This is a genomic window from Methylomonas sp. 11b (genome assembly GCF_000515215.1).
GTDB lineage: Bacteria > Pseudomonadota > Gammaproteobacteria > Methylococcales > Methylomonadaceae > Methylomonas.
Window position 1 is genome coordinate 2,348,558 of record NZ_KI911557.1, and the last position, 14,339, is coordinate 2,362,896.

At 48.9% G+C, this 14,339-nt stretch carries 17 protein-coding genes and 5 tRNA genes; 4 read left to right on the forward strand and 18 right to left on the reverse strand.

Annotated elements, in window-relative coordinates:
• Positions 1-45: 45 nt before the first annotated feature.
• The 18 genes from rplL to METH11B_RS0111405 all read right to left on the reverse strand — a co-directional run bounded on the left by rplL (position 46) and on the right by METH11B_RS0111405 (position 10,467).
• A complete protein-coding gene (gene rplL / locus METH11B_RS0111320; protein ID WP_020484796.1) occupies positions 46-414 on the reverse strand; it encodes a 50S ribosomal protein L7/L12 in 369 nt (122 codons plus the stop codon).
• 46 nt (positions 415-460) lie between these two features.
• Positions 461-955: a 50S ribosomal protein L10 gene (gene rplJ / locus METH11B_RS0111325; protein WP_026147170.1), complete on the reverse strand. Its 495-nt coding sequence runs from the start codon at positions 953-955 to the stop codon at positions 461-463.
• A gap of 190 nt (positions 956-1,145) precedes the next feature.
• Complete coding sequence (rplA, locus tag METH11B_RS0111330) at positions 1,146-1,841, reverse strand: 50S ribosomal protein L1 (RefSeq protein WP_020484794.1); 696 nt, start codon at positions 1,839-1,841, stop codon at positions 1,146-1,148.
• The gene (rplK, locus tag METH11B_RS0111335) at positions 1,841-2,272 is read right to left on the reverse strand and encodes a 50S ribosomal protein L11 (protein WP_020484793.1); all 432 of its coding nucleotides are present in this window, start codon (positions 2,270-2,272) and stop codon (positions 1,841-1,843) included. The genes rplA and rplK overlap by 1 nt, the downstream gene beginning before the upstream one ends.
• A gap of 99 nt (positions 2,273-2,371) precedes the next feature.
• The gene (gene nusG / locus METH11B_RS0111340; protein ID WP_020484792.1) at positions 2,372-2,905 is read right to left on the reverse strand and encodes a transcription termination/antitermination protein NusG; all 534 of its coding nucleotides are present in this window, start codon (positions 2,903-2,905) and stop codon (positions 2,372-2,374) included.
• Positions 2,905-3,285 (reverse strand): preprotein translocase subunit SecE, encoded by a 381-nt coding sequence (secE, locus tag METH11B_RS0111345; protein ID WP_020484791.1) that lies wholly within the window; start codon positions 3,283-3,285, stop codon positions 2,905-2,907. Before secE ends, nusG begins: the two co-directional genes overlap by 1 nt.
• 37 nt (positions 3,286-3,322) lie before the next feature.
• Positions 3,323-3,398 (reverse strand) — tRNA-Trp (locus METH11B_RS0111350).
• A 34-nt stretch (positions 3,399-3,432) separates the two neighbouring features.
• Positions 3,433-4,623 (reverse strand): elongation factor Tu, encoded by a 1,191-nt coding sequence (gene tuf / locus METH11B_RS0111355; protein WP_020484790.1) that lies wholly within the window; start codon positions 4,621-4,623, stop codon positions 3,433-3,435.
• Positions 4,624-4,664: 41 nt separating this feature from the next.
• Positions 4,665-4,740, reverse strand: a tRNA-Thr gene (locus METH11B_RS0111360).
• A gap of 20 nt (positions 4,741-4,760) precedes the next feature.
• Positions 4,761-4,834 (reverse strand) — tRNA-Gly (locus METH11B_RS0111365).
• 18 nt (positions 4,835-4,852) lie between these two features.
• Positions 4,853-4,937 (reverse strand) — tRNA-Tyr (locus METH11B_RS0111370).
• Positions 4,938-5,012: 75 nt separating this feature from the next.
• On the reverse strand, positions 5,013-5,567 hold the full coding sequence (gene pth / locus METH11B_RS0111375) for an aminoacyl-tRNA hydrolase (protein ID WP_026602125.1): 555 nt from the start codon (positions 5,565-5,567) through the stop codon (positions 5,013-5,015).
• A 22-nt stretch (positions 5,568-5,589) separates the two neighbouring features.
• Positions 5,590-6,186, reverse strand: coding sequence for a 50S ribosomal protein L25/general stress protein Ctc (locus METH11B_RS0111380; RefSeq protein WP_026602126.1), 597 nt, complete (start codon positions 6,184-6,186; stop codon positions 5,590-5,592).
• Between the two features lie 45 nt (positions 6,187-6,231).
• Entirely contained in the window at positions 6,232-7,185 is a 954-nt protein-coding gene (locus METH11B_RS0111385) for a ribose-phosphate diphosphokinase (RefSeq protein ID WP_020484787.1), read from the reverse strand.
• A 35-nt stretch (positions 7,186-7,220) separates the two neighbouring features.
• Positions 7,221-7,295 (reverse strand) — tRNA-Gln (locus METH11B_RS0111390).
• 9 nt (positions 7,296-7,304) lie between these two features.
• Positions 7,305-8,171, reverse strand: coding sequence for a 4-(cytidine 5'-diphospho)-2-C-methyl-D-erythritol kinase (gene ispE / locus METH11B_RS0111395; RefSeq protein WP_036277368.1), 867 nt, complete (start codon positions 8,169-8,171; stop codon positions 7,305-7,307).
• Between the two features lie 5 nt (positions 8,172-8,176).
• Complete coding sequence (gene lolB, locus METH11B_RS0111400; protein ID WP_026602128.1) at positions 8,177-8,746, reverse strand: lipoprotein insertase outer membrane protein LolB; 570 nt, start codon at positions 8,744-8,746, stop codon at positions 8,177-8,179.
• Complete coding sequence (locus METH11B_RS0111405; RefSeq protein WP_036275881.1) at positions 8,743-10,467, reverse strand: tetratricopeptide repeat protein; 1,725 nt, start codon at positions 10,465-10,467, stop codon at positions 8,743-8,745. The genes lolB and METH11B_RS0111405 overlap by 4 nt, the downstream gene beginning before the upstream one ends.
• 146 nt (positions 10,468-10,613) lie before the next feature.
• Between METH11B_RS0111405 and hemA the strand changes: the two genes are divergently transcribed.
• The 4 genes from hemA to METH11B_RS0111425 are packed head-to-tail and all read left to right on the forward strand — an operon-like array spanning position 10,614 to position 14,230.
• Positions 10,614-11,864, forward strand: a complete 1,251-nt coding sequence (gene hemA, locus METH11B_RS0111410; RefSeq protein WP_026602130.1) for a glutamyl-tRNA reductase — start codon at positions 10,614-10,616, stop codon at positions 11,862-11,864.
• 8 nt (positions 11,865-11,872) lie between these two features.
• Positions 11,873-12,958 carry a peptide chain release factor 1 gene (prfA, locus tag METH11B_RS0111415; protein ID WP_026602131.1) on the forward strand — a complete coding sequence of 362 codons (1,086 nt, stop codon included), beginning with the start codon at positions 11,873-11,875 and terminating at the stop codon, positions 12,956-12,958.
• A complete protein-coding gene (gene prmC, locus METH11B_RS0111420) occupies positions 12,951-13,811 on the forward strand; it encodes a peptide chain release factor N(5)-glutamine methyltransferase (protein ID WP_026602132.1) in 861 nt (286 codons plus the stop codon). The genes prfA and prmC overlap by 8 nt, the downstream gene beginning before the upstream one ends.
• Positions 13,808-14,230: a Mov34/MPN/PAD-1 family protein gene (locus tag METH11B_RS0111425; protein WP_026602133.1), complete on the forward strand. Its 423-nt coding sequence runs from the start codon at positions 13,808-13,810 to the stop codon at positions 14,228-14,230. Before prmC ends, METH11B_RS0111425 begins: the two co-directional genes overlap by 4 nt.
• Positions 14,231-14,339 lie beyond the last annotated feature (109 nt).

Below are 14,339 nucleotides of genomic sequence, written 5' to 3' on the forward strand. Positions count from 1 at the left end.
TCAGCCCGGTTTGGTAGGCTTATGCCTGGTATGCAGTCAAGATGCTTATTTGATTTCGGCAGTTGCGCCAGCTTCTTCAAGCTCTTTTTTCGCCGCTTCAGCTTCGGCTTTGTTGACACCTTCTTTAACGGTAGTTGGTGCGCCTTCAACAGCGTCTTTAGCTTCTTTCAAGCCCAAGCCTGTCAATCCGCGAACTGCTTTAATAACCGCTACTTTGTTTTCGCCGAAACCGGTCAAGATAACATCGAACTCGGTTTGCTCTTCAACAACAGCCGCCGCTACAGGAGCTGCAACCGCCACTGCCGCAGCAGCAGAAACGCCAAACTTTTCTTCCATCGCTGAAATCAGATCAACGATTTCCATAACAGTCATGTTAGAGACTGCTTCCAAGATGTCTTGTTGTGAAATTGCCATTGTGTATTCCTCTAAAATTAATGAGTTTTAACTGGTTAACGCGAGATTATGCCGCTTCTTTCTCGTCTCTGATTGCAGCCAGAGTACGCGCGAGTTTCTCGACCGGTGCTTTCATGACCGACATCAGCATGCTGATACCTTGATCACGGGTTGGCAATCTTGCCAATCTATCTAGCTCCGATCCATCAAAAGCCTGTCCGCCGATCGCAACTACTTTAGCGATCAGTTTGTTATGGCCTTTGGAGAATTCGCTGATGAGTCGTGCAGCGCAGCCTGGATCTTCCATGGAAAATGCCAGAATTAAAGGACCAACCAGTCCTTCCTGCATACATTCAAACTCAGTCCCAGCGACAGCACGTTTAGCCAGTGTATTTTTGACTACGCGCAAATAAACGCCCGTTTCTCTCGCGGTTTTACGCAGCTCCGTTAATTCGGTAACTGTCAAACCCCGATATTCCGCCGCAATGGCGGAATGGGCTTTAGCGGCGAATTCAGCAACTTCCTCTACGACAACTTTTTTGCTATCTAAATTGAGTGCCACATCTACCTCCGGTACTTTCCGATTATGCATCGGATCTATGAAACGCATCTTTCGATGCCCCTTTCACGGTCCCTTTCACCAACTTTGCGGCTCCAGCTCCCGTCTGCGTAGGAAAATTAAGCTTTCGCACCTACGGTCTTTGACGGCTGCCGATAACTCGGCAACCCAAAGCCTTACAACTGTTAATTTATTAAATATCGATACTGCTTTGATCGATCCACAAACCTGGACCCATAGTCGACGACAGGGCAATTTTTTTCAGATACACGCCTTTCGCTGCCGTAGGCTTGGCTTTTTTCAGATCTGAAATCAAAAACTCCAGATTTTGTTTGAGTGAGGTTTCATCGAAAGACACTTTGCCGATAGAGCAATGAATGATGCCTGATTTATCGGTGCGGTATCTAACCTGCCCGGATTTGGCATTTTTGACTGCTGTAACGACGTCAGGCGTTACGGTACCTACTTTCGGGTTTGGCATCAGTCCTCTTGGACCTAAAATTTGACCTAATTGACCAACTACGCGCATTGCATCAGGTGAAGCAATAACCACATCGAAATTCATCTCGCCGCGTTTCACTTGCTCGGCCAAATCATCCATACCGACGATGTCCGCGCCCGCTTCACGCGCTGCATCAGCATTAGGGCCTTGAGTAAACACAGCAACTCTTACCGTTTTGCCAGTCCCGTTAGGCAACACGGAGGCACCACGAACGTTTTGGTCGGATTTGCGTGGATCAACACCCAAATTAACACTCACATCCACTGACTCATCAAACTTGCTATTCGCGAACTCTTTTAAAAGAGCCACCGCTTCGGCAACCGAATATTGTTTACTTCTAACTACCTTTTCTTTGATAGCCTTTGCTTTTTTAGTTACTTTTGCCATTACACGCCCTCCACGTTCAAACCCATGCTGCGAGCGCTTCCCGCAATAATTCTTATCGCCGCTTCCAAATTAGCTGCGTTCAAGTCTTCCATTTTGGTTTTAGCGATTTCTTCCAACTGCGCACGCGAAACCGTGCCGACTTTATTAGAATTGGGCTTGCTGCTTCCGCTTTTAATACCCACTGCTTTTTTCAACAAAACCGAAGCGGGTGGCGTCTTGGTAATAAAAGTAAAGCTTTTATCACTATAGACGGTGATAACAACAGGCAAAGGCAGGCCTTTCTCAACTTCTTGAGTTCTCGCATTAAACGCCTTGCAGAACTCCATAATATTGACACCACGCTGACCCAATGCAGGACCAATTGGTGGACTAGGATTAGCCTCACCTGCTTTAACTTGCAGCTTGATGTACGAATCAATTTTTTTTGCCATTTTATACTCCTAACGGGTGCAAACGCTTTTCAGCTCCCCAACAAACAAAAATCCCGGCCACATAAATGACAGGGATTCGTAAAAATCTCGGATTGTAGGTTAGACTTTTTCAACCTGTCCAAATTCTAATTCAACTGGTGTAGATCGACCGAAAATAAGAACCGATACGCGCAACCGGCTTTTCTCGTAATTGACTTCTTCTATGTTGCCATTGAAGTCTTTAAATGGGCCATCGGTAATCCGAACAACTTCCCCAACTTCGAACAACACTTTAGGCCTCGGTTTATTCACACCCTCTTCAACGCGATTTAATATTGCCATCGCTTCTTTTTCAGAGATCGGTGACGGCCTATCTGATGCCCCACCAATAAAGCCTAATACTCTGGGGACGTTCCTTACCAAATGCCATGTTTCGTCATTCAATTCCATTTGCACAAGCACGTATCCGGGAAAGAATTTTCTTTCACTTTTACGCTGCTGACCCATACGCATTTCAACGACCTCTTCGGTAGGAACCAGAATTTTTCCAAAAAATTCTTCCAATCCTTCACGTTTTATGCGCTCTTCCAGAGCTTGCTTGACTTTATTTTCAAAGTTGGAATAAGCGTGAACGACATACCAGCGAAGTGCCATTATTTAATCCCCTGGCTCATCAAAAGCTGAACACCCCAAAACAAAAACATATCTAGCAGCCACAGTATTAAGCCTACTATGAAGACCATTAAAAAAACCATTAGCGTAGTACGAACCGCTTCGTCTTTAGTGGGCCAGACGATTCTCTTGAATTCCTGCTTGGACTCCAGCATAAAACCCCATAGACCACGACCTTTAGCAGTCGTAAAAGCGACAGCCACAGCAGCCGCTAAAACCGCCACCAAAACTAAAACGCGATAAAGAAGCTGCAAATCAGAAAAATAGTAGAACGCTGATATGCCGGCAACAACAAAAACCAGAGATAAAGCCAACTTTACGATGTCCACCACTGAGGAGACTTCTTCTGCCTGTGCGTTCATTTAGTCAACTTGAATTAAATTATGAAGATTCCCTGAATGGCAGGCCAGGAGGGACTCGAACCCCCAACTTGCGGTTTTGGAGACCGCTGCTCTACCAATTGAACTACTGACCTATTCAGAAAATATTTTTTGAATCAAAACCGGTTATTACTCGATAATAGAAGCAACAACACCCGCACCAACGGTGCGACCACCTTCGCGAATCGCAAAACGTAAGCCGTCTTCCATCGCAATCGGTGAGATTAGTTTTACGGTAACAGCGATGTTATCACCAGGCATCACCATTTCCACACCTTCTGGCAAATCAACCGCACCGGTTACGTCGGTTGTTCTAAAGTAGAACTGCGGACGGTAGCCATTGAAGAACGGGGTATGACGGCCACCCTCTTCTTTGGACAGCACATAAATCTCTGCTTTAAAGTGAGCGTGTGGCTTGATGGAGTTAACATGCGCCAATACTTGACCACGTTCAACATCTTCTCTTTTGGTACCACGCAACAGGACACCGACGTTATCACCCGCTTGACCTTGATCAAGCAGCTTGCGGAACATTTCCACACCGGTGCAGGTCGTTTGAACGGTGTCTTTAATGCCGACGATTTCAACTGCTTCGCCCACTTTGATGATGCCACGCTCAACACGACCGGTTACTACGGTACCGCGACCTGAAATTGAGAACACGTCTTCGATGGGCATCAAGAACTTGCCGTCGATCGCACGCTCTGGCTCAGGAATGTAACTATCCAGAGCTTCAACCAAGCGGACTACGGATTGTACACCAATTTCGCTTTGCTCGCCTTCTAAAGCTTTCAATGCAGAACCCACAATAATAGGGGTATCGTCACCAGGGAATTCATATTGGTTCAACAGCTCACGAATTTCCATTTCGACAAGCTCAATCAGCTCGGCGTCGTCTACCATATCTGCTTTGTTCAAGAACACGACAATGTAAGGCACACCAACTTGACGTGACAACAGGATGTGTTCGCGCGTTTGCGGCATAGGACCGTCCGCAGCCGAGCAAACCAAGATGGCTCCGTCCATTTGGGCCGCACCGGTAATCATGTTTTTAACGTAGTCAGCGTGACCAGGGCAGTCAACGTGGGCATAGTGGCGGTTGGCTGACTCATACTCTACGTGTGAGGTAGAAATAGTGATACCGCGCGCACGTTCTTCTGGGGCGTTGTCGATTTGATCAAAAGCCTTGACCTCGCCGCCTTGCAGCTCCGCCATTACTTTTGTTAATGCCGCTGTCAATGTGGTTTTACCATGGTCAACGTGACCAATGGTGCCAACGTTTACGTGCGGTTTCTTTCTTTCAAATTTTTCTTTAGCCATTATGAAACACCCTAACTACAACAGAAACAATCAACCTTATCTGGAGCTCATAACCGGATTCGAACCGGTGACCTCTTCCTTACCAAGGAAGTGCTCTACCTACTGAGCTATATGAGCGAGTACCATTACCTCGAGAATGGAGCGGGTGATGGGAATCGAACCCACGCAATCAGCTTGGAAGGCTGGAGTTCTACCATTGAACTACACCCGCAGATCCCATTAAATTTGGTGGTGGAGGGGGGAGGATTCGAACCTCCGAAGGTAGAACCGGCAGATTTACAGTCTGATCCCTTTGGCCGCTCGGGAACCCCTCCGTTACTTATTCGGTCAATTATCCTTATTTATAAAATCCTAGTCAAGTTTTTTTTAAGAATCCTTTCTAAAGACTCTTAGGCATTAATCAGAGCAAAATCGCCCGCAATTAGCGCCTCCATATTTTTTGCCACTCCCTCAAACATACCAAGCAGTCTCGCCTGACCGTCTAGCGACAATCCAGACAATACGTAATCAGCTACCTTTTCCCTTGTGACAGGGCGACCAATACCGAGTCTCAGCCGGTAAAAATCACGAGAATCAATGTGGGCGATAATATCGCGAAGCCCATTATGCCCCCCATGACCTCCATCCCGCTTTAACCTGACAACACCCTCGGACAACTCAAGATCATCATGAACCACAAGCATCTCGCCTGGAATGAGCTTGTAATATCGCAAAAGCTTACCAACAGACATGCCGCTTTTATTCATAAAAGTCATCGGCTTTAACAATATCAGCTTACATCCGCCAATATTGCACTCCGCCACTTCACCGGAAAACTGACCACTGCTCGACCAACCAACACCAGCCAATCCCGCCAGGTACTCTACAAACAAAAACCCGGCATTATGCCGGGTTTTTTCGTATTGCCGCCCAGGATTACCCAGACCAACAACTAACTTAATCATTCAAGAGAGGCTTAATATGCTATTACTCAACTGACTCCACAGATCTTGGCTTAACAATTTGTGCAACCGGATGATCATGCTCAGCACCATGCTGCAAGGCAGCAATTTCAACACCGGCCGGCAAAACCAAATCAGACAAATGTATTGTCGAACCAACATCTACACCAGCCAGATCTACCTCGATAAATTCCGGCAAAGCGGAAGGCATACACAGCACCTCCACATCAGCCATTGCATGAGTGACTAAACCGCCCTTTTTAACGCCGACCGAAATAGCTTCATTGATAAAATGCAAAGGAACATGGACTTTCAATTTATGCGTCTCATCAACACGCATAAAGTCCATATGCAAAACTATCGGCTTTGCAGGATGTCTCTGTATATGCTTAAGAACAGCTTTTTCTGTTTTACCGTCGATTTTAAGATCAAGCACATGAGAATAAACCGCCTCATGCACCAAATGCTTAACCACTTCGTTATGGTCCAGCAACAACATCTCAGGAGCACCGTTGCCGCCATAAACTACGGCTGGCACTTTACCCTGGCGACGAACAACTTTGGCCGCACTACTGCCCGAGGCACTGCGAGCTTCTGCAACAAATTCAAACACGTTAGCCATTTTTTTCTCCAAAAGCTTGTTCCACAAGCACTACTTTAATTCTTATCAGTCAACATAAAGCGAACTTACAGACTCGCCCACAGCTATCCGCCGTATTGTTTCCGCCAACATTTCCGCAACACTTAGCTGCCTGATCTTATCAATCCCAGACAATTCTGCAGTCAACGGAATCGTATCAGTAACCACCAACTCATCAAGAACGGAATTTTCAACATTCTCCGCAGCCGCACCGGATAACACCGGGTGAGTACAGTATGCAACAACCTTCTTGGCACCATTTTTCTTGAGCGCTTCGGCCGCGTGACACAAAGTGCCAGCCGTATCGACCAAGTCATCTACCATGACACAAGTCCGACCCTCTACATCGCCGATAATGTGCATTATTTCAGAAACGTTCGGCCTAGGCCTACGCTTGTCGATTATCGCCAAATCAGCATCGCCGAGACGCTTGGCAATGGCTCTAGCCCTTACCACGCCCCCAACATCGGGCGAGACCACGATCAAATCTTCGTATTCTTGCCGCCAAATATCGCCTAGCAAAATAGGGGAGGCATACACATTATCAACAGGAATACCAAAGAACCCCATAATTTGATCAGCATGCAAATCAACGGTCAAAGCCCTGTCAGCCCCGGCATTTCCTATCATATCCGCAACCAATCTTGCAGTAATAGGCACCCTGGCCGATCTTGAGCGCCTATCTTGCCGAGCATAACCATAATAAGGCATCACAGCGGTTATTCTAGCCGCAGACGCCCGCCTCATAGCATCGATCATCACCAACAATTCCATCAGGTTTTCGTTGGTAGGCGCACAGGTAGGCTGTATGACAAATACATCCCTACCTCTAACATTCTCTTCTATCTCAACAAAAATCTCGCCATCACTAAAACGACCAACAGTCGCCATGCCGAGGCGCATATTGAGCTTCTTCACAATACCTTCAGACAACGCCTTATTGGCATTCCCCGAGAATACCATTACCGAGGCTTCACGCATTCAAGCACTCCTAAGGAACTATTGTGTGGAGATTATGGCTGGGCTGCAAGGATTCGAACCTTGGTATGCGAGGATCAAAACCTCGTGCCTTACCGCTTGGCGACAGCCCATTAAATTGACTAAACAGATCCGTGTTCTAATTTTTCATGCAGAGGCGACACATTAAGCCCTCGAGCCAAATAAACCGACCAATTCTGACTCAACACAGAAAAGGCCTCACGCGCCGACTCTTCCGAGTTGAACTGGGCAAACACACAAGCCCCTGTTCCAGTTAATCTCGCTTCTGCATATTGAGACAATGCATCCAATGCATTACTCACCGACTTATACAACTTACTAACGACGGGAAGACAATCATTCCGCCAATCGCCTGCAATGAAGTCGCGCATTGTGATGGGTTTGCTATCTCTTGTCAACTCTTCCGCCAAAAAAATCTGCTTAGTGTTCACGTGACAATCAGGCTTGATCACCACAACCCATTGTTCCGGAATCGTTACGGGCTTTAATTCCTCCCCAACACCTTCACCCCAAGCGGTGTAACCATAGACAAAAACAGGCACATCGGCGCCAAGCTGCAATCCCAACTCCATCAATTTTTCTAATGGTAACTGCAAATTCCACAACCTATTCAGCACCACCAGAGTAGTTGCAGCATCGGAACTACCACCACCCAAGCCGCCACCCATAGGCAGATTCTTTTCGACGTCGATACACACACCGAATGAACACCCGGTGTATTGTTTCAACAAGTTGGCGGCACGAACAGTTAAGTCTTCGTGTTCCGGGACACCTGGAATTGGATGGCGCAAATAGACCCGGCCATTTTCCGCAGGATAAAAAGTTATCCAATCACACAAATCAATAATCTGAAATACTGTTTGTAGCAAATGGTAGCCATCGGGACGACGCCCGGTGATCCTCAACATTAGATTCAACTTAGCCGGCGCAGGCCATTTCTCACCCCAACCCGCCGCCTGTTCTTGCATTCCCGTCACGACAAATCCCATTGATCCACTATTAATTTAATTCTTGTCTTATCTTTTTCCGCATTGATTTTTCTCGGCAGCACCAAAGCGTTAACTTGTTGCATTTCTCTGAAACCAACCCGCCATCCAGCCTGAAAAAATCCATCAACTTGCTCGACAAACGACTGCTCCGGATCAGGCATACCGAGCACCCAATGCCTCAAAGCGTTCACAGGAATCATGACACCTAACTGCTCCGCCAGGACCTCTTCTGCGGGTCCGCGAAATTCTTTGTGATTGTCGCCGTCATCCAGCACCACAAAATCAGCTTCGACAGTAATCAACAGCTTACCCTGAGCCAATGGCCCCGAAAGCTCAATATCGTCTCTGCCAGACTGATGCCGCCAACTCACCGACGCAGAAAAAGAATCCTTCTCATCAGCCAGAGCCAATCGCCCCTCAAAATACCACTGCTGTTGCTGCTGCAACACCCTCATATCTTGCAAACGGTAAGTACCTTCAGGCTTCTCAGACAATAAAGAACAGCCGGACAAGATCATCACAGCCAGCAAAAATACACTGCCCTTAAAAATCATTGCCCGTTTTGCAAAAAGCGCTTTTTAAACTCCAACAAATATTCGTCATCAGGAGATTTTTTATAAACACTGTCGAAAAGCTCTTTTGCTTCCTTTTTCTCACCTAAAGACCAAAGCACTTCGGCAATATGCGCGGCAATTTCATTTTCCGGCTGCTTCTCGTAGGCTCTACGCAAAAACTCCAGGGCCCGATCAGGCTTTCCGAGCTTAAATTGCAACCATCCGTAGCTATCTATCACCACTGCCTCATCAGGCTGCAAACTGAGAGCGCGCTCCAAATATTTAGCCGCTTCCTGATAGCGTTGTGTTCTATCGGTCAACGTATAACCCAACGCGTTCAGCGCACCCACATCGTCCGGCTTTTTGTCTAAAATTTTCTGCAAGTCGGATTCCAGCACATCCAGCTTGTCCAAGCGCTCGGCAACCAATGCCCTGGCATATAGCACTTCGCGATTATCGGGCATATCTTTTAAAGCCAGCGTCAAAACATCGAAGGCTTCCTGGTATTTACCCAATTGATTGTAAAGCTCCGCCTTAACCATCAACACCCGCAAATGCTGCTCAGGATATTTGTTATCCATCCGCTTGATGCGCGCCTCGATCTCGTCGAAGCGTTTTTGATTCATCAACAAAGACACCGCAGCCATATCCGCGTCGAATGCATAATTGCCGTCGCTCACCCGATCAAACCAAGTTAACGCCTTATCCGGATGCTGTTGATCAACTTCAATCTTACCTAAGTAAAAACTAGCCTGCCCTTCCCACTCTGGGTTATTCAGCAACTTCTCAAGTACGTTTTCAGCCTTATCGACCTGGCCTTGCTGCATATAAACCAAAGCCAACGTAAACAGCGTTTCAGCATCGTCCGGCCTATCTTCCAGCACACTCAGGCACAGCTTTATCGCATCGTCATAGTCGTGACCGTTAACCAACACTTCCAACAACATCTTTCTCAGCATTCTATCTTCCGGCGCCGCCTTAACCGCTTTTTCCAAAGAGGCGCGCGCCTTAGCCAAGTCGCCGGAGCGTCCGGCCAGCTGTGCTTGCAAAATCACAGCCTTATTCCAATCAGGCTGGATCAGCAACGCTTGACTAACTTTCTGCTGAGCCAACTCATTATTCTGGAGAACCGACGCCAAAACCGCCTGCAAGAAAAACACGCTCGCTTGATTAGGATGCTCAACAGCCAACTCTTCCAACACGTCGTAGGTAAATTGCGTGCGACCTTCCTTTTCCATCAATTTGGTCATTTCCAGCACGCCAGCCTCAAAACCGGCCGGATCATCGGCCAGCATGGCATTGAGATTTTCTAAAGCCGCCTTTTGATCTGAATTTTTGATTGCCAATAACACGGCAAACTTTCTCGCCGCCAAATTTTTACCGTCTTTGGACAACCAAACCGTCAAGGCCTCGCGGGTACGCTGCTCATCTTTCAAAAACAAACCGATTTTCACGGCCCGCTCCGCAATCCGCGGATCATCAACTCGCTTAGCGGCTTGCAAATAAGCATCCATGGCCAAATGATACTGATTGCGCTGCCCTGCCAATTCGGCGGCCATCAGCAAATACAGCACCTCTTCGTCGATCACCGTATTGCGGTTAACTCTGCTTTCCAAACCCTCCGGCTTGGCTGGCACACCTTCTGCGTCAGGCTCTTTCTCAGGAGAAACCGCACATCCTGACATCGATAAAAACATTGCTATGGCTATCCATTTTTTCATGCAATCAATTGACCCACTTTTGAAAAACTATTGACGATAGATTACCAGAAAAAGCCCCTGAATCGGACTGTCGTTTCATTGTATTTGGACAAAAACAGCGCATTCCTTAAAATAGCGGACTTTTCTTGTGCTATTGTTCGCAACCGATGACTCTTCTTGCCGTAGGGATAAATTACAATACCGCCCCGGTCGCGATCCGCGAACGCTTGGCGTTCCCGACGGAAATGCTCGATAACACCCTGAAAAACTTATGGAATCTTCGCGAAATCAGCGAAGCGGCCATTCTATCGACGTGCAACCGCACCGAGTTTTACTATCAGGCCGACAGCGATAACCAATCCTCGTTGGTAAACTGGATAGCCGACACCAAACAGATCAAACCAGCCGACTTCACTCCCTATCTTTACAGCTATAAAGATAGCCAGTCGATAAGACATATGTTCCGTGTGGCTTGCGGCCTGGATTCGATGATCTTGGGCGAGCCGCAAATTCTCGGCCAAATGAAAACCGCCTACCATGCCGCTTCACAAGCCGGCACGCTGGGCAGAAATCTCAGTAAATTATTTCAACACACCTTTTCCGCCGCCAAAAAAGTGCGCACCGACACTGCTATCGGCTCCAGCCCGGTCTCGGTCGCATTTGCCGCCGTGCAACTGGCGCAACAGATTTTCGACAAGCTCAGCGAACAAACCGCGTTACTGATAGGTGCAGGCGAAACCATAGAACTTACCGCCCGCCATCTATACCAGCACGGTATCGGCCGCATCATTATTGCCAATCGCACTTACGACAAAGCCCACGCTTTAGCCATGCAATTCAACGGCTACGCTATAAACCTAGCCGAGTTGCCGAATCATTTGGCGGAAGCCGATATTGTGGTGTCGTCCACCGCCAGCCAATTGCCGATACTTGGCAAAGGCCGCGTGGAAAGCGCGATCAAGATCCGCAAGCACAAACCGATGTTCATGGTTGATCTAGCCGTGCCGCGTGACATTGAGGCAGAGGTTGCACAACTGCGTGACGTGTATTTGTATACCGTCGACGACCTGCAAAACACCGTTAATCAAAACATGGACTCGCGCCGCCGCGCCGCCGAGCAGGCAGAAGAAATCATCGACACTCAAGTCGAACACTTTATGGCCTGGCTCCGCTCTCAAGGCGCGCAGGAAACCATCCGCGATTTCCGCACCCAGGCCGAGCAGACTCGCGACGAAGCCTTACAAAAGGCTTTAGCCCAACTCAACAGCGGCGCAGCTGCCGACGAAGTGTTGCAGCGCCTCGCCCACACCTTGACCAATAAATTGATCCACACTCCCTGCGCGCAATTGCGCGAGGCTGGCGCCAATGAGCGCCACGACCTGATCGCCGCTTCCCGCGAAATTTTCAAATTACGATAAGCCACTGAATGAAACCCTCGATACAAACCAAACTGGAAAACCTCGGCGAACGCTTCGAAGAAATCACCGCGTTATTGTCGCAACCGGAAGTACAAAGCAATCAAAACCAATTCCGCAGCCTAAGCCAGGAATACGCGCAGATCGAGCCACTGGTCGCCTGTTACAAAACCTATCAGGAAAACGAAGCCAATCTGGCATCGGCCCAGGAAATGGCCAAGGACAGCGACCCGGAACTGCGAGAAATGGCCAAGGAGGAAATTCAGGCTGCTGAAGCCCAACGCGAGGAATTGACACAACAGCTGCAAATCCTGCTGCTGCCAAAAGACCCGAACGACAACCGCAACGTGTTTCTAGAAGTCCGAGCCGGTACCGGTGGCGACGAAGCAGCAATTTTCTCCGGCGACCTGGCGCGTATGTATCAACGCTATGCGGAACGGCAAGGCTGGAGCACCGAGATCATCAACGAAAATCGCGGCGAACACGGCGGCTTTAAAGAAGTCATCATGCGCATCAGCGGCCAGAATGTTTACTCACAACTGAAATTCGAGTCGGGCACCCACCGCGTCCAACGCGTACCGGAAACCGAATCGCAAGGCCGCGTGCATACCTCGGCGTGCACCGTGGCGATCATGCCGGAGGTCGATGCGGTTGACGAAATCGACATTAACCCTGCGGATTTGCGCGTCGACACCTTCCGTGCCTCCGGCGCCGGCGGCCAGCACGTCAACCGTACCGAATCGGCCATCCGTATCACCCATATTCCGTCCGGCGTGGTCGTCGAATGTCAAGATGAACGCTCGCAGCATAAAAACCGCGCCCGCGCGATGTCGGTTTTGCAAGCGCGTTTGATGTCCGCCGCCCAGGAAAAGCAACACGCCGAGCAATCGGAAAGCCGTAAGTTGCAAGTCGGTAGCGGTGATCGTTCCGAGCGCATCCGCACCTATAACTACCCGCAAGGCCGCCTCACCGATCACCGCATCAATCTAACGCTCTACAAACTGGAAGAGATTATGGAAGGCGGACTGGAGCATGTGATTCAACCGCTGATACACGAACATCAGGCGGAATTATTGACACAGTTGGGAAATGTCTAAAAGCAATGACCATTCGCTCCTGAGCCTGCTGATCGCGGCAAACGAACAGCTAAGCACGACATCCGAAACCGCAATGCTTGACGCCGAAGTGTTGCTCTGCCACTGCCTGAACAAAAACCGTTCATTTATCCGGGCTTGGCCGGATCATCAACCCAGCGCGGAACAACTCGCTCAGTTTCAAGCACTGGTAAAGCAGCGCTCGCATGGCACACCAGTTGCCTACTTAACCGGCCAACGCGAATTCTGGTCGCGCAATTTCAAAGTCAGCCCGGATGTGTTGATTCCCCGCCCCGACACCGAATTGCTGGTCGAGCTCAGCCTATCGCTATTACCGACAGACCGGACCTGTAAAATCATCGATCTCGGCACCGGTTCCGGGATTATCGCCGTCACGCTGGCCGCCGAACGACCATTGACCCAAGTCTTTGCCTGCGAACTAAGCTCCGCAGCTTTAGAAGTCGCCCGATATAACGCGCAGCAACTCAACACCGGCAATGTGCGTTTTGTGCAGTCAAGTTGGTTCGACAACATCGAGGAAACAGGCTTTGATTTGGTAATTAGCAATCCACCCTACATCGCGGATAAAGACCCGCATTTGTACCAAGGCGATGTACGCTTCGAACCCAGCAGCGCTTTGATCAGCCCCGAAAACGGCCTGCAAGACATTCGGCAACTTGCCGAACAAGCCCTAGCGCATTTGAAAGACTATGGGCAATTATTGGTCGAACACGGCTACAATCAACAAACCGAGGTACAGGCCATTTTTAACGAATTGGGTTACCGACAGGTCAACACACATGCCGACTTATCCGGCAATCCTCGGGTGACATCAGGACTTTGGAACACATTATGAACAACAGCGAAATTTCTCTGCCGCGCAAGCTCACCAACCAGTTACTGCACTTGGCTCAGTTATCCCCGGATGCGGAGGTTTGCGGCCTAATCGGCGCGGACAGCACCGGCATGCCGGTGAGTTGTTATCCGGTGGCAAATAGCGCAGCCACCCCGGAGAACCGCTTTTTATTGGACGCCAGTCAGCAAATCGAAGCCATGCGCCAAATACGCGAAAAAGGCGAAACGCTATTTGCAATCTACCACTCGCACCCGCACACTCCGGCCCAGCCTTCACCGACCGACATCCAGGAAGCCAGCTATCCGGATGCGTTGCATTTGATCATTTCCTTAAATACCAAGGGCGTGTTGGAAATGCGCGGCTTTAAAATTGCCGGACAAAGCGTGGAAGAGCTGGGGTTGAGTCTGATTGAGATATGAAACTCAAAGGAAATATAGGATGTGCTGAACAACGTGAAGCGCATCGGGCGCGATTGATGCGCTTCGCTTTCGCTCAGCACATCCTACTACCCGCAAAGACTATTCCGAG

Bases quoted from the DNA above. Each gene is read 5' to 3' on its own strand.
- METH11B_RS0111380 (WP_026602126.1), bottom strand. From the start codon at position 6,186: ATGGCTAACGTGTTTGAATTTGTTGCAGAAGCTCGCAGTGCCTCGGGC.
- prmC (WP_026602132.1), top strand. From the start codon at position 12,951: ATGTCTAAAAGCAATGACCATTCGCTCCTGAGCCTGCTGATCGCGGCA.
- secE (WP_020484791.1), bottom strand. From the start codon at position 3,285: ATGAACGCACAGGCAGAAGAAGTCTCCTCAGTGGTGGACATCGTAAAG.
- ispE (WP_036277368.1), bottom strand. From the start codon at position 8,171: ATGCAAGAACAGGCGGCGGGTTGGGGTGAGAAATGGCCTGCGCCGGCT.
- hemA (WP_026602130.1), top strand. From the start codon at position 10,614: ATGACTCTTCTTGCCGTAGGGATAAATTACAATACCGCCCCGGTCGCG.
- rplL (WP_020484796.1), bottom strand. From the start codon at position 414: ATGGCAATTTCACAACAAGACATCTTGGAAGCAGTCTCTAACATGACT.
- rplA (WP_020484794.1), bottom strand. From the start codon at position 1,841: ATGGCAAAAGTAACTAAAAAAGCAAAGGCTATCAAAGAAAAGGTAGTT.
- rplK (WP_020484793.1), bottom strand. From the start codon at position 2,272: ATGGCAAAAAAAATTGATTCGTACATCAAGCTGCAAGTTAAAGCAGGT.
- nusG (WP_020484792.1), bottom strand. From the start codon at position 2,905: ATGGCACTTCGCTGGTATGTCGTTCACGCTTATTCCAACTTTGAAAAT.
- lolB (WP_026602128.1), bottom strand. From the start codon at position 8,746: ATGATTTTTAAGGGCAGTGTATTTTTGCTGGCTGTGATGATCTTGTCC.
- tuf (WP_020484790.1), bottom strand. From the start codon at position 4,623: ATGGCTAAAGAAAAATTTGAAAGAAAGAAACCGCACGTAAACGTTGGC.
- METH11B_RS0111385 (WP_020484787.1), bottom strand. From the start codon at position 7,185: ATGCGTGAAGCCTCGGTAATGGTATTCTCGGGGAATGCCAATAAGGCG.
- pth (WP_026602125.1), bottom strand. From the start codon at position 5,567: ATGATTAAGTTAGTTGTTGGTCTGGGTAATCCTGGGCGGCAATACGAA.
- METH11B_RS0111425 (WP_026602133.1), top strand. From the start codon at position 13,808: ATGAACAACAGCGAAATTTCTCTGCCGCGCAAGCTCACCAACCAGTTA.
- METH11B_RS0111405 (WP_036275881.1), bottom strand. From the start codon at position 10,467: ATGAAAAAATGGATAGCCATAGCAATGTTTTTATCGATGTCAGGATGT.
- prfA (WP_026602131.1), top strand. From the start codon at position 11,873: ATGAAACCCTCGATACAAACCAAACTGGAAAACCTCGGCGAACGCTTC.